The sequence below is a fragment of the Dactylosporangium sp. NPDC006015 genome, from assembly GCF_040614215.1.
GTDB lineage: Bacteria > Actinomycetota > Actinomycetes > Mycobacteriales > Micromonosporaceae > Dactylosporangium > Dactylosporangium maewongense.
Genome location: NZ_JBEXUD010000020.1, coordinates 140,239 through 159,151 on the forward strand (window position 1 = coordinate 140,239; position 18,913 = coordinate 159,151).

Genomic DNA, 18,913 nt, shown 5'->3' on the forward strand with positions numbered 1-18,913 from the left:
ACGACCAGGCCAGCCACGGACGCCTCGCCCGCACGGCCGCCCGCGCGTAAGCACCCGGTCGCGGCGCCGGCCAGGCCGGCTCAGCCGGGGGCGAGCAGGCAGGCCGACGGACGCCTCACCCGAGGTCGTCTACGCGTCAGCGCCCGGGCGTCCAGACCGGAGCGTCCAGGCCCGAGCCTCCAGGTCGGGGTGTTCAGCCCGGAGCGTCAGGGCCGGGGTTGTTCAGGCCGGGGTTGTTCAGGCCGGGGTTGTTCAGGCCGGGGTTGTTCAGGCCGGGGTTGTTTTCAGGACAGGGTGGTCCTGGCCAGCCAAGCCGGGACGACCAGGCCGGCCTACGGACGCCTCTCCCGCAGGTGCTTGCGTGGTCGCCTGCGTGGAAGTGCCTGGCCGGGGACGACCAGGCTGCCCTGTCAAGACGACCAGGCTGGCCCGCGGACGCCTCGCCCGGAGTCGTCCCGCGCCCGCCCCACCGTCACCCCGTGGGCGCCGAGCTCCCGCCGCGCGGAAACGCCCAGCCGGGCACATCTGGATCGTCCGGCGGTAGGCGTGATCCGCCCCTCCGGGTGTCCGAGCACATGCCGGGCCGGTCGACGACGGCCGGCCCGGTCGGTCGGCCGGCCGGTGAGCGTGCCCAGAGCCGGGAGCCGGTGAGCGTGCCCAGCCGGGAGTCCGACGGCCGGAAGCCCAGCCGGGTCCGATCGCCGGAGGCGTCCAGGCGGCTCCGATTTCCGTGGCGGGCCCAAATGCAGCGGACGTCCGCCTGGGTCGCGCGGGACGAAAGTGCGCCGGCCTGGGCCGCGGCGTGCGCCGAAAGAAACGAGCGGGCAGGTCAGAGGTCAGGCGCGGCCGCGGTCCGACGGCCGGGAGCGCCCAGCCTGGTCCGGCGTCCGCGGCAGGCCCGGTGGAGTGAACGCCTGGGGCCGAGCCGGACGGATGTCCGTCCGGCTCGGGCCGCGGCGTGCGCCGAAGAAGGGCGAAAAGGTCAGGCGCGGCCGGCGAGGACGGCGTCGTTGGGTTCGCAGACGCTGCAGGGGGTGAAGCCGAGCTCGACGGCCTCGCTGATCGGCAGTGGCTCGCTCTCCCGGCCGAGCAGGTGCACGCAGCCGCGCACGTGGTAGCGGGGGCGACCGTCGATGACCAGGACCTCGTCCTGCATCGTGGCGACGCGGGCCATGTCGGCGGGTGACGACGGCTGGATCGGGGGCTCGTCCTCCGGGTCCTCGTCGTCGAACTCCTCGCCGTCGACGGACCATTCGCCGTCCGGGGAGGCCGGGTAGTCGTCGTACGGCTGCTGCGGCACGACCGGCTCGTCGCGGACGGGCGGCGTGATCGCGGTCTCGTCGACGGGCGGCACGTTGGCGTCGGTCCGCCCACTGTCCGCGAGCCGGGCGGGGCCGCCTGAGCCGGAGCCGGAGCCGGCACTGGAACCAGAACCGGCGCCGCGGCCGTACGTGGTGCCGCCGGTGGACCGGGCGCCGACGCCGACGGGCTGGCGGGCCTCGCGGGCGCTGTCAGCGTCCAGGCGAGACTCGAACGGGTCGTAACGCTCGTCGTTGGGCACCTGCCGGCCGGTGCGCACGGTGCGGGACGAGCGGGCGGCGGCCTGGCGGCCACCGACGATGAGGGCGACCGCCGCGAGGAGGCTCGCCCCGATCGACGCCACCAGCAGGGCGTCAGCGCCTTGCAGCAGGCCCACCACGAGCAGGCCCACGGCCACGACGATCAGCAGCAGACTTCCGACGATCACGGCCTACCCCTCCGCAAGCTGAGCCCGGCAGATGCTGCGCAACGGTCCCGGGCGAGTGTCTCTCAGCCCGTACAACGAACGAGACCCCGGATAGCGACCGGCGCCCCAGCCGAATTTCGACTGGGGCGCCGCGTGTCGCATTGACCGGCGTGTCAGTGCTCTGTGCTGGTCACCCTGATGAGCCGCCGAGGTTGCCGAACTGAAAGCGGAGGGACTAGCGTCCCGCGCCCTCGTAGCCACCCGAGAGGCCCGCCGCAGCGAGACCGGTGCCACCGGTCGCGGCACGGGGCGCGGCCTCGTTGCGGGCGGCCATCTCGGCCTCGAGGCTCTGCTCGCGGCCGGTGAGGTCGCGCAGCTGGCTCTCCAGGTAGGCCTTCAGGCGGGTCCGGTACTCCCGCTCGAACTGCTTGAGCTCCTCGATGTGCTTCTGCAGCGCGGTGCGCTTGGCGTCGAGACCGCCCATCGCCTCCTGGTGCCGCTGCCGGGCGTCGCGCTCCAGCGCGTCGGCCTTCGCGCGCGCGTCGCGGGTGACCTCCTCGGCCTTGGTGCGGGCGTCGGAGAGCAGCTTGTCGGCCTCGCGGCGGGCGTCGGACACGTGGTCGTCGGCGGTGCGCTGGGCCATCATCAGGACGCGGAGCGCCTGCTGCTCGCCGTCGCCGCCGGCCGGGCCGCCCTGCGAGCGGATCTGGTCCAGCTCCTGCTGCATGCCGCGAGCGGCCTGCTCGGCGGACTGCTTCTCCCGCTGGACGCGCTCGAACTGCGTCTTGAGGTCGGCCAGCTCCGAGGCCAGGCGCGGGTCGCCGCCGCCGCTGGGACCGGCGGGGGCGCGACCGCCACCACCGCGTTCGAGCTGCGCGCGCAGCTCGTTGTTCTCCTCGATCAGACGGGCGAGCTCGCGCTCGACCTCGTCGAGGAAGGCGTCGACCTCCTCCTCGTCGTAGCCCCGTTTACCGATGGGGGGCTTCTTGAAGGCGACGTTGTGGACGTCGGCCGGGGTCAGCGGCATCGAAACTCCTCGGGTCAGTTGCGGCCGCGTGGCCGCCGATCGGGGCGAGTCACGAGAACACCTCGATCAGTTGCCTTACCACGACGTTCATCAGCACGAACAGGATAACCAGCAGCACAAGCGAAGACAGGTCCACGGCCACGGTACCAATACGCAGCGGACGGATCACCCGCCTCAACGCTTTGAGCGGCGGATCGGTGACGCTCCACACCACTTCGAGCGCTGCCGCCGCGCCCCGGCCCGGTTGCCAGCGGCGGCCGAACTGCATCACATAGCCCATGACAAAGCGAGCGAGGAGCACCACCAGGAACAGGTAGAGCAGCAGATACACGATCTGCAGGGTGATGGACACCACGGCCGTTGAGTCCTCGCATCAGCTCTGGTTGAAGAACCCGCCCTCGGCGATCTTAGCTTTGTCCTCTGCGGTGACCTGGACATTTGCCGGAGAGAGCAGGAAGACCCGGTTGGTCACCCGCTCGAAGTTACCACGCAGGCCAAACACCAGTCCTGCCGCGAAGTCGACCAGTCGCTTCGCGTCGGCCTCGTCCATTTCGGTGAGGTTCATGATCACCGGGTGGCCGTCACGGAAGTGCTCGCCGATGGTCCGGGCCTCGTTGTACGTCGTGGGGTGCAGCGTCGTGATCGCGTAGCGGCGGTCGTCGGCCTCTTCCTCGACCACTGTCCGCTCCCTCGTCACCGGCTGCGGCGCGATCGCCAGGTTGTCTCGTGTCGGGTAGCTGACGGTCGTGGGCCGCGTGATCGAGCGCACGGTGCTGCGGCTCGCGGCGGCGGCGTCGCGCTCGGCCGCGGAGAGCCGCTCGGCCGCCGTCAGGCGCTCCGAGGTCGTCATCCGCTCGGCGGCGGCGAGCCGCTCGGACGCGGTGAGCCGCTCCGAGGAGGAGGTGGAGAGCCGGTCCGACACCGAGAGCCGGTCCGACACCGAGAGCCGGTCGGACGTCATGCGGGCACGCGGCGCCGGCACCTCGTCGACGTCGTCCTCGTCGTCGGCGAAGTCGTCACCGTAGCCCCGGTAGTGACGGTCGTCGTAGCCCCGCTCGTCGTCGTCCTCGACGAGCCCGAGCCATACACCCGCCCTGCGCAGAGCACCCATGCGCGCTCCTCCGTCCACCGCCATGCGGCACTTCCCCCCGTTGTCGGTGCCACCGATCACGATGGTGTGACACCGCCCCGCCGGCGCAGAACCACACCCGTGTAGTTTTTCCGTTCCCGCGGTCAGGCTACCCCAGTGGGGGTCGATTTCCGAGCAATGCGCTACCGACACGGACATGTGTCGAGCCGTGCGAAATCGCGGATTCGAGGTCGTCGCTCATGCCGGCGGAAATCCAGTCCGCGTCCGGAAAGGAGATCCGCAGGCGGGCGGATACGGCGGCGAGTCGCTCGAATGCCGCGTCCGGATCCCATCCGAGCGGCGCGACGGCCATCACACCTTTGAGTGTCAAAGCGGGGCTCGCCGCGATTGATTCGGCCACCTGTTCGATAATTCCGGTGACGGCGCCGCCGCGGTGCTCGTCGTCGTCGAGGCTCACCTGCACGAGCGCGCCCAGCGGCGTGTCGCGTCCGGCCCGCACCGCGGCGTCCGTCAGCGCGTCCACCAGCCGCAGGCTGTCCACGGAGTGCACGACCGACGCGTACGAGGCGACCGAGCGCGCCTTGTTGCGCTGCAGCTGACCGATGAAGTGCCAGCGCAGCTCGGCGGGGCACGCGGAGGCCTTGGGGGCGGCCTCCTGGTCCCGGTTCTCCCCCACGTCCAGCACGCCCAGCGAGGCCAGGCGGGTCACGTCCTCGGCGGGGTACGTCTTGGTGACCGCGACCAGGGTCACCTCGTCGGCGGCCCGCCCGGCGGCCCTGCAGGCCGACGCGACCCGGGCGCGGACCACAGCCAGGTTGTGTTCGATCTCCGCAGTCCGTGCGTCGCCCACGTGGCCCTCCGAGCATGCGAAACGAATCGGGTGGGCCCCGGAGGACCCACCCGATTCTTTCAGGCGCCGTTCTTCAGGAAGTCCGGCACGTCGACGTCGTCGAACAGCACCCGCCGGGGCGGCGGCGGGGCCTGGCGCTCGACCGGGGCCGGCTCCTTCGGCTGGTGGTGGTGCTGCGGCCGCGGGGCGCGGGCCTCGACCGGCCGGTAGGCCGGCGCGCCGCCGTCGAACCCGGCCGCGATCACCGTGACGCGCACCTCGTCGCCGAGCGCGTCGTCGATGACCGCACCGAAGATGATGTTGGCGTCGGGGTGGGCCGCGTCGGTGACCAGCTGCGCCGCGTCGTTGATCTCGAACAGGCCGAGGTCGGAGCCACCGGCGATGGACAGCAGCACCCCGCGCGCGCCGTCCATGCTCTGCTCCAGCAGCGGGCTGGAGATCGCCGACTCGGCCGCCTCGACGGCCCGGTTGTCACCGCGCGCGCTGCCGATGCCCATGAGGGCACTGCCGGCTCCGCTCATGACGCTCTTCACGTCGGCGAAGTCGAGGTTGATCAGGCCGGGCGTGGTGATCAGGTCGGTGATGCCCTGGACACCGGAGAGCAGGACCTGGTCGGCCTGCCGGAAGGCGTCCATCATCGAGATGCCCCGGTCGCCGAGCGCCAGGAGCCGGTCGTTGGGGATCACGATGAGCGTGTCGCACTGGTTGCGCAGCTCCTCGATCCCGGCCTCGGCCTGGACCTGCCGGCGCTTGCCCTCGAACGAGAACGGCCGGGTGACCACGCCGATCGTCAGCGCGCCGAGCTTCCGCGCGATGTTCGCCACCACCGGCGCGCCGCCGGTGCCCGTGCCGCCGCCCTCGCCACAGGTGACGAAGACCATGTCGGCGCCCTTGAGCACCTCTTCGATCTCGTCCCGGTGGTCCTCGGCGGCGTTCTTGCCCACGTCGGGGTTGGCGCCGGCGCCGAGCCCGCGGGTCAGTTCCCGGCCGACGTCGAGCTTGACGTCGGCGTCGCTCATCAGCAGGGCCTGGGCGTCGGTGTTGATCGCGATGAACTCGACGCCCTTGAGGCCAACCTCGATCATGCGATTGACGGCGTTGACCCCGCCGCCGCCGATGCCGACGACCTTGATGACCGCGAGATAGTTGTGCGGATGTGTCATCGGACTGCCTTTCCTTTCGAGGTTGGCGAGCGCCGATCCTTCCCGGAGCCGTCAGACTGGTGTAGCCCGGCCCCGCGACGGGCGGCGTCCGCCATGCAGACGCACTGGATGTGGGTCCCGCAAACCCTCACCCTTTACTAGAGGCTTATAGTTATGTCAACTAATGCCTTATCGCAAGGTAAGGGCCCGACTGTCGCGATCCAAGGACCGCCGCCCGGCGTGTCGGCTATTCCCCGACGACGCCGTCGACCAATTCCCTAACGGCGTCGAGGTGTCCGTTGTGACGGGCGGTCTCCTCGATCATGTGCAGAAGCACCCAGCGGACCGCGACGGGCTCGCCGCGCCGCGGTGCCGCGGCCGTCCCGTCGAGATCGACGTCGCGCATCAGGGCCCGCGAGACGTCGCATTGGCGCCGGTACCGGTCGAGGTTGCCGGCCAGGGTGGCACCGGGCGCCCGGCGCCAGTCCGCGTCGGTGTCGCCGGCGCTCCACGGCACCGGCACGTCCAGCCCCGCGACGACCCGCTCGAACCAGTACGACTCGACCGCCGTGAGGTGCGACACGAGCCCGGCGGCGCTGGTCAGCGGCGACGCCGGCAGCGGGGTCCGCCAGGCGTCCTCCTCGGCGAGCCCGGCGCACTTCGCATGCACGGTCTCCCGGTGCCAGTCGAGCCACCCGAGCACCATCGACCGCTCGTCGCCGGCGAAAGGGACGTCAACACGGTTCACCGCTCCAGCGACCGCTCGTCGCCGGCGAAAGGGACGTCGACACGGTTCACCGCTCCAGCACCACCCCGGGCGCGCTCACGTCGAGCGTCTTGTCCGGCAGGATCTTCGTGACCTGCAACACCCTGACCTTCGCCTCGTTCTGGGTCGCGTCGCCCCACACGACCGTGCGGCCCTCGGTGAGCTCCAGCCGCACCCGCGTCGGCGCGTCGGCGGCCAGGGCCACCATCTGCGACCGCAGCCACGGCGGCAGCGCCGCCAGGACGGTCAGCGCGGCCCGGGTGGCAGGGTCGCCGGGGGCGGGCGCGGCGAGGCGCACCACCGGCAGCCCCGCCGGCGCGGAGCCGACCGGGAGGAACGCCACGCCGTCGGCGTCCAGCAGCACGAACCCCAGCGCCGCCGGCACCACGGCGATCCCCGTCCGCTCGCGCACCGCGAGGACCAGGGTGCGCGGGTAGTCCTTGGACGCGGTGACCGTCCGGACCGGCTTCAGCGTCCGCACCCGCCGCTCCACCGCGGCGAGGTCGAGCCGGGCCAGGGGCGTGCCGGTGGCGACCCCGGCCGCGTCCCGGACGTCCTGGGCCGTCAGCGCCGACACGCCGGTGACCCGGATCCCGTGGACCCCGAACACCGGCGTGGCGTAGACGACGGCGACGGCCCCGCCGAGCAACGCGACGACGCCGAGCCCGACCAGCCAGGACAGCACGACGCGGAGGCGGTGCCGCCGGGCCCGCTGCGCGAAGCGGCGCTGCGACGAGCCGGCGGGCGCCGAGCGGGGTGCCAGGACCAGCCGCCAGCCGCGCGTGGACGTCAAGGGCGGTCAGTCCCCGGTCATTCGCCGTCGGGGCGGTTGTGCCGGCCGACGTAGCCGTCGCCGGAGTTCTTGAGCGCGGCGAGCAGCTCGTCACCCATGAGGGAGATCGGCGGCGCGCCCATCGTGACGACCACGTCGCCCTCCCGGACGCGGGCGACGACCTCGCCCGGCACGTCGTCCCACGACGGCACGAACACCTTGCGGTCCTCGGGCAGGTCGACGGCGGCGGTCAGCGCGACCCCGCCCTCCCCCGGCTCCCGGACCTCGCCCGGGCCGAACACCTCCATGATGATCGCCTCGTCGGCCAGGGACAGCGCGGCGGCGATCTCGGTCAGGTAGTCGCGGGTGCGGTACATCCGGTACGGCTGGAACACCACGATCAGCCGCCCGTCGCCGGCGACCTCGCGCAGGGTGCGCATCGCCGCCTCGATCGGGACGTGGTGGTACGCGTACTCGTCGTAGATCCGCACGCCGGCCTCGGCGCCCTTGAACTCGAAGCGCCGCCGCACCCCGGGGAACGTCGACAGCGCCTCGATCGCCGACTCGGCCGGGATGCCGAGCCGCAGGGCGGTGAGCAGCGCCCCGGCCGAGTTGAGGCCGAGGTGCGCGCCGGGGATCGGCAGGTGCACCTCGCCGAGCGGCACGCCCTCGTGGTGCGCCACGTAGCGCACGCCCTGCGCGGAGGAGCGCACCTCCGTCAGGCGCAGGTCGGCGTCGGGGGCCGTGCCGTAGGTGACGACGTCGCCGCCGGCCTCGCGGACCCGCACGATCATCCGCTGGGCGCCGGGGTCGTCGGCGCAGGTGACCACGAAGCCGCCGGGCTCGACGCGGGCACAGAACTCGACGAACGCGTCCTCGAGGCCCTGCAGGTCGCCGTACGTGTTGAGGTGGTCGGCGTCGATGTTGGTGACGACCGCGACGTGCGGGTTGTAGAGCAGGAACGACCGGTCGCTCTCGTCGGCCTCGGCGACGAACAGCTCGCCGCTGCCGTGGTGGGCGTTGGAGCCGACCTCGGAGATCTCCCCGCCGATGACGAACGACGGGTCGAGCCCGGCGTGCTGGAGCATGAGGGTGATCATCGACGTCGTGGTCGTCTTGCCGTGTGTACCGGCGACCGCGACGCTCCTGCGCCCGACCATCGTGGCGGCGAGGGCCTCGGAACGGTGCATGACCCGCAGCCCCCGCTCCCGGGCCGTGACGAGCTCGATGTGGTCCTGCGGGATCGCGGTCGAGTAGACGACCGTGTCGACCCCGTCGAGGTTCGCCGGCTGGTGCTCGCGGAAGATCGTGCCGCCGAGCGCCTTGAGCGCCGCCAGCTGCGGCCACTCGCGCAGCTCGCTGCCGGACGTGGGGATGCCCCGGGTGAGCAGGAGCCGGGCGAGCCCGCTCATGCCGACCCCGCCCACCCCGACGAGGTGCACCCTGCCGAGGTCCTCGGCGGTCAAATCCGTCATGCTCCGACCACCTTCAGCAGGTACCGGCGAAGGGCCTCGTCGCCGTCGCGGCGACCGTAACCGGCGGCGGCGCGGCTCATCGCCGCGAGCCGGGCGCCGTCGCGCACCAGGGGCACCACGGTGTCGGTGACCCACTGCGGGGAGAGGTCGCCGTCCTCGACGATGAGGCCACCACCGGCCTCGACGACCGGCAGCGCGTTGCGGCGCTGCTCGCCGTTGCCCCACGGCAGCGGCACGTAGATGGCCGGCATGCCGACCGCGGCGGTCTCCGCGCAGGTCATCGCGCCACCCCGGCACAGCGCCAGGTCGCCGGCCGCGTAGCCGAGCTCCATCTCCGACAGGAACTTGACCTTCACGTACGGCGCGGGCAGGCCGGTGGGGACCTCGACGTCGTCGTTGCGGGCGCCGATGATGTGCAGCACCTGCACCCCGGAGCCGGTGATCTGCTTCGCCGCGCCGGACACCGCCAGGTTGATCGAGCGGGCGCCGGCCGACGCGCCGAAGACGAACAGCGTCGGCAGGTGCGGGTCGAGGCCGAAGTGGGCGCGGGCCCGCTCCCGCAGCGCGGCCCGGTCGAGGGTGGCGATGCTCTGCCGCAGCGGCACCCCGACGACCTCGGCGTGCGCCACCGACGGGATCTGCTGCGCTTGGTGGGGGAAGCCGAGCACGATGTGCTTCGTGAAGCGCATGCCCATCTTGTTGGCCACGCCCACGGGCACGTTGACCTCGTGGATGATCGTGGGGGTCTTGCGCCGCCATGCGGCGAGATAGGCGGGGACGGAGACGTAGCCGCCGAACCCGACCACCGCGTCCGCCTCGACCTCGTCGAGGATCTCGCGGGTCGCCTTCGCGGACTTGTACATCCGGTCCGGGGTGCGGACCAGGTTCATGTTCACGGAGCGGGGCAGCTGGAAGGCCGGGACGTGGCGCAGGTCATAGCCGCGCTGCGGGATGATCTCACCCTCCATCCCACGCTCCGAGCCGATACAGGTGATCCGCAGGCCCGGGTCGTGCCTGCGGAGGCAGTCGGCGAAGGCGAGCAGCGGGTAGATGTGCCCGCCGGTGCCTCCGCCGGCCAGCACCACGGAGCGCAGCGCTGCCATCAGGAGCTCCTTCCGCGGGTCCGCCCTGGGCTGCCGCCCTGCGGCGTCAGTGGACGACCCGTCGCGCGTGTCGAGGGGACGTCACCGTCACTGTCGGCGCGGGCGCGCGGCAGCGGCGGCAACGGCGCCCAGAGTAGTCGCACCCACTTTCGCGGCGGACGGGCATGCATGGCTCTGGCGCAGTCGGGCTCGGCGCGGGCCGCGGAGCTGAGCATCCCGGCCGCGCCGAGGGCCACGACCAGGGCGGTGCCGCCGTCGGAGATGAACGGCAGCGGCAGGCCGGTGATCGGCATGAGCCCGACCACGCCGCCGATGTTGATGATCGCCTGCCCGACGAACCAGATGGTGATCGCGGCGGCGGCGAGCCGGCGGAACGGGTCCTCGACCCGGCGGGCGATGCGCAGCCCCGTGTAGGTGAGCATGCCGAACAGGACGAGGACGACCAGGCAGCCGACGACGCCGAGCTCCTCGGCGACGATGGCGAAGATGAAGTCGTTGTGCGCGTTGGGCAGCCGGCCCCACTTCAGCTGGCTCTCGCCGAGCCCGACGCCGAACCAGCCGCCGTTGCCGATCGCCCACAGCCCGCGCAGGTACTGGTAGCGCCCGTTGCGCGCCTCGGGGTCGATGGACGGGTCGAAGAACACCTTGATGCGGGCCAGCCGGTAGTCCTTCTCGGCCGGCAGGAGGATCAGCGCGAGCACGCCGGTGGCGGCGAGGCCGCCGAGCCAGGCGAAGACCGGCAGCCGCGCGCCGGCCGCCCACAGCAGCCCGGTGAAAAGAACCACGAGGCAGATCATGGAGCCGAGGTCGTTGTAGCCGACGAGGAGCAGCAGCGCCACCGTCACCGGCAGCAGCGGCATGAACAGCTCCCGCCACGACAGGATCGTGCGCCCCTTGCGCACCAGCAGGTCGGCGCCCCAGACGACGAGGGCGACCTTCGCGAGCTCCGCCGGCTGGACCTGGATGCCGCCGAGGTGCAGCCACAGGTCCTCGGCCCAGATCGGGCCGAGGTGGATCGGCTTCACCTTCTCGCCGGGCGGGGTGCGGCTGGCGGAGAGCCAGCCCATCAGGTCGACGAAGGCCATGAGCACGAACGCGGAGATGAGCAGCGGCACGGCGATGGCCCGGAACGTGCGCACCGGCAGCCGCTGGCAGACCCAGAACACGACGAGCCCGACCACGGCGAAGATCGTCTGCTTGAACACCGGGCCGAACGGGTCGCCGGACTCCGCGACGCCCTCGACGCCGGTGACGGAGAACACCATGGCCAGGCCGATGAAGACCAGCAGCCCGACGCTGGACAGCAGCAGGTAGTAGGAGGCGAGGGGCCGGTCGAGCAGGCCGCGCAGCGCGTCGAACCAGCCGAGGATCCCGCTGCCGGGCGCTGCGGGCACCGCCGCCTGGTTGGCCGGCGCCGGTGGCACCGACGCGGCCGCCGCTGGTGGCACCGACGTGGCCGCCGCCGACGTGTCCTGCTCCCCATCGCCCCGCATGGGGACCATCATGCCGCCGGGACCCGCGAGGTCTGGCGACCACGGGGTCCCGGCGTGTCGGACCGGTTCGATGTCCGGCGCGCCGTGATGCCGACCGGACGCGCGGGGTCAGCCGGAGCCGCTCATCACCCGCAGGAAGTCGGCGGCGAACAGGCCGAGCGACGCGGCCATGCCCAGGCCGGCGATGATCCAGAAGCGGACCACGATGTTGACCTCGCTCCAGCCGGCGAGCTCGAAGTGGTGCTGCAGCGGCACCATCCGGAAGATGCGCTTGCCGGTCGTGCGGTAGGAGCCGATCTGCATGATCCACGTCACGACGATGATGAAGAACAGCAGGCCCATCAGCGGCAGCAGCAGGACGGTCTTGGTCGCCACGGCGAGGCCGGCGATGAGCGAGCCGAGCGCCATGGAGCCGGTGTCGCCCATGAAGATCCGCGCCGGTGACGTGTTCCACCACAGGAAGCCGACCAGCGCGCCGACGGCCGCGCCGGCGATGAGCGCCATCTCGAGGGGGTCGCGGACGTCGTAGCAGTAGCTGGCGGTGTACTCCGGGTCGGCGCACCAGTGCCGGTACTGCCAGAACGCGATCGCCATGTAGCTGCCGATCACCAGGATCGACGTGCCGGTCGCGAGGCCGTCGAGGCCGTCGGTGAGGTTCACCGCGTTGGACATCGACATGACCACGAACACGAAGAAGACGACGGCGCCGATCTTGGTGATGTCGAGCCAGTCGATGTCGTGCACCCACGACAGCTTCGGGCTGGCGACCGTGGTGACGACCGAGTCACCGGTCTGCTTCGCCGGCACGTACAGGGCGATCGCGCCGAAGATCGCGCCGATCAGCGCCTGGCCGATGAGCTTGCCGCGCTTGTTGAGCCCGTCGCTGTTGCGCTTGGCGACCTTGAGGTAGTCGTCGAGGAAGCCGAGCAGGCCGGTGAAGACGAACAGGCCCAGCAGCACCACCGCGGTCGCGGTCGGGCCGCTCGGGCGCAGCTGCTGGTCCGGCAGCGTGGTCAGCGCGATGTGCCCGCCGGTGTACGCGATGAGCGTGGCGAAGATGAACACCACGCCGCCCATCGTGGGCGTGCCCTTCTTGCCCAGGTGGCCCTGCGGTCCGTCGGCGCGGATCGGCTGGTCGGCCTTGAGCCTGGTGAAGTACTTGATCGCGATGGGGGTGCCGAACAGCGAGATGAGGAACGCCACGAACGCGGCGACGAAGACGGCCCTCACCTGACGCCCGCCCGCAGGGCGTCGGCGATGTCCCACGTCCGGTACCTGGATCCCTTGACCAGAACCACGTCGCGGGGCCGCAGCTCGGCGCGCAGCAGCGCGACGGCGGCCTCCTGATCGGTCACGAGCACCGGGTCTCCTCCCCAACTCGCCACGACGGACGCACCGTGCAGGATCGGCGCGGCCTGCTCGCCCACGGCCACGAGGCGGTCGACGCCGAGCTCAGCGGCGAGACGACCGACCTCCTCATGTCCGGTTCGCTCATACTCACCGAGCTCTGCCATGGAGCCGAGCACGGCGATCATCCGCCGCCCGCCGGCCACCGCGACGAGCGCCCGGAGCGCCGCCGCCATGGACGCCGGATTGGCGTTGTACGAGTCGTCGATGACCGTGACATCGTCGGCACGGTCGAAGACATCCATCCTTCGGCTCGACAAGCCCTCTAGATCGCCGAGTGTGGCGGCGATCGTGGCCGGATCCACACCGGCGTGCGACGCCACGGCAGCGGCGAGTAACGCGTTGCCGACCTGGTGCCGTCCGGCGACGTCGAGCCGCACCTGGACCGGGCCGGTGCCCGGCAGGTGCATCGTGAAGCCGAACCGGCCGCGGCCGAGGTCCTCGACGTCGGTGGCCCGGAAGTCAGACACTTCCGATTCACCCGCGAAGCGCACCGGCGCGGCGCTGCGCGACGCCATCGACCGGACCCGCTCGTCGTCGGCGTTGAGGATCGCGAGACCGCCCGGGCGCAGCGCCTCGACGAGCTCCCCCTTGGCGAGGGTGGTGCCCTCCAGGGACCCGAACTCGGCGATGTGCGACGTGCCGACGTTGACCACGACCGACACGTCCGGCGGCGCGATGCCGCACAGGTAGGCCAGGTGCCCGCCACCGCGCGCACCCATCTCCAGCACCAGGAACCGGGTGTCGGCGGTGACCTTCAGCACCGTGTACGGGGTGCCGAGCTCGTTGTTCTCCGACCCGATGGTCGCCACGGTCGGCCCGGCGGTGCGCAGCAGCGCCGCGATGAGGTCCTTGGTGCTCGTCTTGCCCGACGAGCCGGTGATCGCCACGACGGTGATGTCGTCGCGTCGCTCCAGGGCGGCCCGCGCGAGCAGCCCCAGGGCGGCGCGCGGGTCCTCGACGGCGATCGTGGGCACGCCGTCGACGGGGCGGCTGCCGAGGACCGCGACCGCGCCGTCGGCGACGGCCTTGGCGGCGAAGTCGTGCGCGTCGACCTTCGCGCCGGCGAACGCGACGAAGAGCCCGCCCGGTCCGACCTTGCGGGAGTCGTACTCGACGGGGCCGTCGACGACCGCGGCACCGGCCGCCGAGGGGTCGGTGGCGTGCAGGGTGCCGCCGACGACGGCGGCGATCTCGGCGACGGTGAACGGGATCACGACGCCACCGCCCGCAGCGCCGCGGCGAGCTCGACCCGGTCGTCGAACGGCAGGACCTCGCCGCCGACCTCCTGGCCGCGCTCGTGGCCCTTGCCGAGGACCGCCACCACGTCGCCGGGCCGGGCCTGGGCGACCGCGTGGTCGATCGCGGCGCGCCGGCCGTCCACCTCGACGACGGTGGCGGTGGCGCCCCGGGTGCCGGCGAGCACCTCCGCCCGGATGGCCGCGGGGTCCTCGGTGCGGGGGTTGTCGTCGGTGACGACCACCAGGTCGGCGCCCTCCGCGGCGGCCCGGCCCATCAGCGGCCGCTTGCCCCGGTCGCGGTCGCCGCCGGCGCCGACGACGCAGATGACACGGCCGCCCCGGGACGCGGCGAGGGTCCGCAGCGCGGCGAGGACCTCGACCATCGCGTCGGGCTTGTGCGCGTAGTCGACGACGCCGAGCACGTCGCCGGGGGCGTCGACCCGCTCCATCCGGCCGGGTGAGCCGGGCGCCTCCGCGACGGCCTTCGCCGCGACGGCGAGGTCGACGCCGACGGCGACGAGCGCGGCGATCGCGAGCAGCGCGTTGGCGACGTTGTGCCGGCCCGGCAGGCCCACGCCGGACGCGACGGACACGTCCCGGCGGGTGACGGTGAACCGCTGGCCGTAGCCGTCGGGTGTGATGCCGGTGGCACGGACGTCGGCGGCCGGGTCGCCGGCCGCCGAGTAGGTCCACGACGCCGGCTTGCGCAGCCGCATGACCCGCTCGTCGTCGAGGTTGAGGATCTCGGTGGCGGCGCGGCCGTCGAACAGCTTGGCCTTCGCCGCGTAGTACGCCTCGACGTCGGGGTGGAAGTCGAGGTGGTCCATGCCGAAGTTCGTGTACCCGGCGGCGGCGAACCGGACCCCGTTGACCCGGCCGAGCTCCAGGGCGTGGCTGGAGACCTCCATGACGACGGCCTCGACGCCGCGCTCGAGGCCGGCGGCGAACAGCGCGTGCAGGTCCGTCGCCTCGGGCGTGGTGCGGGCGCTGTCGATGGTGAGGTCGCCGAGGCGGGTCTCGACCGTGCCGATGAGACCGGTGACCTGACCGGCGGCCCGCAGCCCGGCCTCGACGAGGTACGCCGTGGACGTCTTGCCGGCGGTGCCGGTGATGCCGATCGTGGTCAGCTGCCGGGTCGGCTCGCCGTACACGTGCGAGGCGATGCCGCCGAGCGCCGCGCGCGGGTCGTCGACGACGATCGCGGGCAGGTCGCCGGTCAGGCCGCCGATCTGCGCGAGGCCGGCCGGGTCGGTGAGCACCGCGACCGCGCCGGCCTCCTTCGCCTGGCCGGCGAACTGGGCGCCGTGCACCCGCGACCCGGGCAGGGCCGCGTACAGGTCACCGGGGCGCACCGCGGAGCTACTGTGGGTCACGCCGGTGACGGCGACCTCGCCGTCCTGCGCCACCATGGGCGCACCGGCGAGGGCCGCCAGCTCGACGGCGAGCACGGGGCGGACACTCCTCGGTCGGGGATAGCCGGGCACGGGGTCAGACCCTACCCGTCCCGCCGGGAAGCGGCAGAGTCGGTGTCACGGGTAGATCGTCAGCTTCGGCGGCTCGGTGCCCGTCGGTGCCACCCCGAAGCTACTGAGGGTGACCGCCATCATGTCCTTGAACAACGGCGCGGCGACGGAACCACCCGCGCCGCCGGGCACGTGCGCGGTGACGGCGACCACGTAGCGTGGTGCCTCCGCCGGCGCCATGCCGATGAACGACACCACGTCACCTGGCGCGTAGCCGCCGTCCTTGGGCAGCTTCGACGTGCCGGTCTTGCCCGCGATCCGGTAGCCGGGGATCGCCGCCTGGTGGCCGGTCGCGTCGTCGAGCGTCGTGACGCCCTCCAGCATGGTGCGCAGTTGCTGCGCGTACACCGGATCCAGGACCCGCCGGGTCGCCTGCGCGGGCGGCCTGGTCTCCGTGCCGTCCGGCGCGATGATCTTCCGGACCAGCGTCGGCTGCACCCACAGGCCGTCGTTGGCGATCGCGCCGTAGACGGCGGCCATCTGGATCGCGGTCGTCGCCACGCCGTTGCCGATCGGGATCGAGCCGGGGCTGGAGCCGGTCCACTCGCCCGGCGGCAGGAGCTGCCCCGGCGACTCGTTCGGCAGGCCGACGCCGGTGCGCTGGCCGAGGCCGAACTTGCGCTGGTACTCGTACAGCTTGTCCTTGCCGAGCATGTCCGCGACGGCGATCGTGCCGACGTTCGACGACAGCGCGAGGATGCCCGGGATGGTCATCGGCGTGCCGTCCTTCTGCGGCGGGTGGTCGGTGTAGGTGGTGTCGCCCTTCTTCACCTTCGAGTTGACGGTGATCGTCGACGACGGCGTGATCAGCCCCTCCTGCAGCGCGGCGCCCATGACGATCGCCTTGTGGATCGAGCCGGGGTCGAAGACCGTCGCCGTGCACTGGTCCTTGAGGTCCTCGGGGTCCGACTTGCCGGGGTCGTTGGCGGCGAACGACGGGTAGCTCGCCATCGCCATGACCTCCATGGTCCGGTTGTCGAGCACGATCGCGGTGCCGAAGGACGCGCCGAGCGCCGCCATCCGGTCGCCGAGCGACTTCTGCACCAGGAACTGCAGGTCGCTGTCGATGGTCAGCTCGACCGAGCTGCCGGGGCGGGCCGGCTTCAGCTCCTGCACGCCCTGCGGCAGCGGCTTGTTGAGCTCGCCCTGGCCGCGCTCGTACGTGTGCATGCCGTCGATGCCGCGCAGCTGCGCGTCGTACGCCTTCTCGATGCCGAGCTGGCCGGACAGGTCGGACCTGCTGGTGTAGCCGACCACGTTGGACGCGAAGTCGTAGCCGGGCACGTGCCGGCGCTCGTCACGGCCGATCTCCAGCGCGCCGGCGAAGCTGAGCTTGGCGATCCGCTCGCTGTCCTCGATCGAGATCTGGTGCGCGACGTACTCGTAGCGAATGTCGGTCTTGCCGTCGGCGCCCTTGTGCGGGGTCAGCTTGCGCACCAGGTCGGAGCGCAGCACCCCGTAGTCCGCGAGGATCGCGAACAGGTCGTCGGCCGCCTTCTCCGGGTCCTTGATCACCTGCGGGTCGGCGGCGACGTAGCGCGTCTCGACCGAGTGCACGATGATCTTGCCGTTGCGGTCGAGGATCGCGCCGCGGGACGCGGGCAGGACGTCGTGCACCAGCCGGGCCTTGAGCCCCTGGGCGGCGTACGCGCTGGCGTCGGTGAGCTGCAGCTGGACGAGCCGGATGGCGATCGCGGCGAACATCAGCAGCGCCAGCACCGTGGCCAGCCGCAGCCGGCGGCGCGGCTCGGCGAGCTTCGGCGCGCGGTTGGTGCGCGGCAGGCGTGGGACCCGGACCCGGCTCTGCTTGCGGGGTTTGCGCACCGGGGTGGTTCTTCTCGCCGGTGTGCGGGCGGCGCCGGTGCGCTTCAGCGGTAGCGCGCCGGACCTGGCCTGGGCCGTCCTCGGCAGGCCCGTCCGGGCCCGCGGGTCCGTGGCCCGCTCGTCCGGCGCGGTGTGCCCGTCCCGGTCGAGCGATCGCGGGCCGGGCTGCTCCCGGTCGATGCCGATCCTCGCGGCCCGCTGGTCCGCGGCGCGCGGACCGGCCGTCCTGCGCGGATCGGCTGTCCTGCGGGCATCCGCCGCGCCGCGCCGGTCGGTCGTCCTGCGTGGGTCGGTGGTGCCGCGCGGCTCGGCGGTGCCGCGCGGGTTGGCGGTCCTGCGCGGGTCGGTCGTGCCGCGCGGGTTGGTGGTCCGCCGCGGGTCGGTCGACCGCCGCGGGTGCTGGTCCGCGGCGGTGTCCGGATCGCGCGGGCTGTCGGCGGCCCGGCCGGCGGCGCGGCGGCCGGTGTCGGCGCGGCCGCCCTGCAGCACCTCCAGTGCCGGCCGGAACGGGTCGCCCCGCCCCGTGCCGCCGTGCTCGACCGACGCGTCACGGACGGAGCGCCCCCGGGGCGTGTAGCGGCGCGCCTCGGACATCGTGCCGCGCACCGGCGGCTCGGCCCCGGAGTCGGTCCCGGGATTGGCCCTGGGATTAGCACTGGTGTCGCCGGCACGGGAACGGGCGGCCGCACCGGCACCCCCCGCGCCTGCGCGACCGCCCGTCCGCTGTCGGCCGGCGTCACTGCCGCGACCGGCCTCCCGTCCGGCGCCCCCGCGCCGCTCGGTGCTGCTCCGCCGATCAGGAGTGTCGCCAGCCATCGTCCTGCAACTTCCCGTTGTTGAGTTTGGCTTCGTCGCTGTGCCTCGGACGTGCTTCTAGCTGCTTACTTGCCGGGGCCGGGCATCTCGAGCCGGCTGCCGTCGGGCAGCTGCAGGTACGCCGGCGTGCGCGACGGCACGAGGCCCAGCCGCTTGGCCCGCGCCGCGAGCGTCACCGGCGACTCCTTGTCGGCCAGGTCGCTGCGGAGCCGCGCCTCGTCACGGTCGAGGGTGCTCTGCTTCGTCCTGAGCGCGTCGAGCCGGAACGCGTTCTCGGCGATCCGCGTGTTGAGCACGAGGATGCCGATCACGCCGAGGAGCACCAGCACGAGCACGAGCGCCACGAACGGCGCGCGCGGCGCGGTGACCGGCGCCGGTGGCGCGACGCGCAGCCTCGGCCGCTGCTCGTCCCGGACCTTCTTCTCCTGCGGCGCCCGCCGCTCCCGCGCCGGCCTGTCCTGCGGTGCAGGCTGGGTGGTCCCCCGATCCGGCTGGAGCGCGGTCGCGCCGTCGATCGGCGCGTCGCTCCGCTCGTCAACCTGGCGCGCCGTGGTCCGGCCCCCCGACCGCGATGCACCCTGCTGACTTCTGCGCGGCCGGTCGGCCGGCAGTGTCGTCACGTTCATCTCACACCTCCCCCAGAGGTTGTGCCTTTGTT

At 72.6% G+C, this 18,913-nt stretch carries 16 protein-coding genes; all 16 read right to left on the reverse strand.

The annotated features are described in order from the left end of the window. Nucleotides 1–982 precede the first annotated feature (982 nt). The gene (locus ABZ321_RS31655; RefSeq protein WP_354898122.1) at nt 983–1,747 is read right to left on the reverse strand and encodes a hypothetical protein; all 765 of its coding nucleotides are present in this window, start codon (nt 1,745–1,747) and stop codon (nt 983–985) included. Nucleotides 1,748–1,961: 214 nt separating this feature from the next. After that, a complete protein-coding gene (locus tag ABZ321_RS31660; protein ID WP_344503931.1) occupies nt 1,962–2,753 on the reverse strand; it encodes a DivIVA domain-containing protein in 792 nt (263 codons plus the stop codon). Between the two features lie 49 nt (nt 2,754–2,802). Beyond that, complete coding sequence (locus ABZ321_RS31665; RefSeq protein WP_344503930.1) at nt 2,803–3,108, reverse strand: YggT family protein; 306 nt, start codon at nt 3,106–3,108, stop codon at nt 2,803–2,805. A gap of 18 nt (nt 3,109–3,126) precedes the next feature. Continuing rightward, on the reverse strand, nt 3,127–3,864 hold the full coding sequence (gene sepF / locus ABZ321_RS31670) for a cell division protein SepF (protein WP_344503929.1): 738 nt from the start codon (nt 3,862–3,864) through the stop codon (nt 3,127–3,129). A 127-nt stretch (nt 3,865–3,991) separates the two neighbouring features. After that, nucleotides 3,992–4,693, reverse strand: a complete 702-nt coding sequence (locus ABZ321_RS31675; protein WP_344503928.1) for a YggS family pyridoxal phosphate-dependent enzyme — start codon at nt 4,691–4,693, stop codon at nt 3,992–3,994. A 59-nt stretch (nt 4,694–4,752) separates the two neighbouring features. Then, the gene (gene ftsZ / locus ABZ321_RS31680; RefSeq protein ID WP_344503927.1) at nt 4,753–5,856 is read right to left on the reverse strand and encodes a cell division protein FtsZ; all 1,104 of its coding nucleotides are present in this window, start codon (nt 5,854–5,856) and stop codon (nt 4,753–4,755) included. A gap of 226 nt (nt 5,857–6,082) precedes the next feature. Then, on the reverse strand, nt 6,083–6,583 hold the full coding sequence (locus ABZ321_RS31685) for a DinB family protein (protein WP_354898067.1): 501 nt from the start codon (nt 6,581–6,583) through the stop codon (nt 6,083–6,085). Nucleotides 6,584–6,629: 46 nt separating this feature from the next. After that, on the reverse strand, nt 6,630–7,394 hold the full coding sequence (locus tag ABZ321_RS31690) for an FtsQ-type POTRA domain-containing protein (protein WP_344503925.1): 765 nt from the start codon (nt 7,392–7,394) through the stop codon (nt 6,630–6,632). A 17-nt stretch (nt 7,395–7,411) separates the two neighbouring features. Further along, nucleotides 7,412–8,848: a UDP-N-acetylmuramate--L-alanine ligase gene (murC, locus tag ABZ321_RS31695; protein WP_344503924.1), complete on the reverse strand. Its 1,437-nt coding sequence runs from the start codon at nt 8,846–8,848 to the stop codon at nt 7,412–7,414. Next, nucleotides 8,845–9,951, reverse strand: coding sequence for a UDP-N-acetylglucosamine--N-acetylmuramyl-(pentapeptide) pyrophosphoryl-undecaprenol N-acetylglucosamine transferase (locus ABZ321_RS31700; protein WP_344503923.1), 1,107 nt, complete (start codon nt 9,949–9,951; stop codon nt 8,845–8,847). Before ABZ321_RS31700 ends, murC begins: the two co-directional genes overlap by 4 nt. Continuing rightward, nucleotides 9,951–11,444 carry a putative peptidoglycan glycosyltransferase FtsW gene (locus tag ABZ321_RS31705; protein WP_354898071.1) on the reverse strand — a complete coding sequence of 498 codons (1,494 nt, stop codon included), beginning with the start codon at nt 11,442–11,444 and terminating at the stop codon, nt 9,951–9,953. Before ABZ321_RS31705 ends, ABZ321_RS31700 begins: the two co-directional genes overlap by 1 nt. A gap of 108 nt (nt 11,445–11,552) precedes the next feature. Then, nucleotides 11,553–12,674: a phospho-N-acetylmuramoyl-pentapeptide-transferase gene (gene mraY, locus ABZ321_RS31710; protein WP_344503921.1), complete on the reverse strand. Its 1,122-nt coding sequence runs from the start codon at nt 12,672–12,674 to the stop codon at nt 11,553–11,555. Further along, nucleotides 12,671–14,068 (reverse strand): UDP-N-acetylmuramoyl-tripeptide--D-alanyl-D-alanine ligase, encoded by a 1,398-nt coding sequence (gene murF / locus ABZ321_RS31715; protein ID WP_354898074.1) that lies wholly within the window; start codon nt 14,066–14,068, stop codon nt 12,671–12,673. Before murF ends, mraY begins: the two co-directional genes overlap by 4 nt. After that, entirely contained in the window at nt 14,065–15,501 is a 1,437-nt protein-coding gene (locus ABZ321_RS31720) for a UDP-N-acetylmuramoyl-L-alanyl-D-glutamate--2,6-diaminopimelate ligase (RefSeq protein ID WP_344504032.1), read from the reverse strand. The genes murF and ABZ321_RS31720 overlap by 4 nt, the downstream gene beginning before the upstream one ends. A gap of 120 nt (nt 15,502–15,621) precedes the next feature. Then, nucleotides 15,622–18,045, reverse strand: coding sequence for a penicillin-binding transpeptidase domain-containing protein (locus ABZ321_RS31725; RefSeq protein ID WP_344503918.1), 2,424 nt, complete (start codon nt 18,043–18,045; stop codon nt 15,622–15,624). Nucleotides 18,046–18,320: 275 nt separating this feature from the next. Then, nucleotides 18,321–18,881: a hypothetical protein gene (locus ABZ321_RS31730; protein ID WP_344503916.1), complete on the reverse strand. Its 561-nt coding sequence runs from the start codon at nt 18,879–18,881 to the stop codon at nt 18,321–18,323. Nucleotides 18,882–18,913 lie beyond the last annotated feature (32 nt).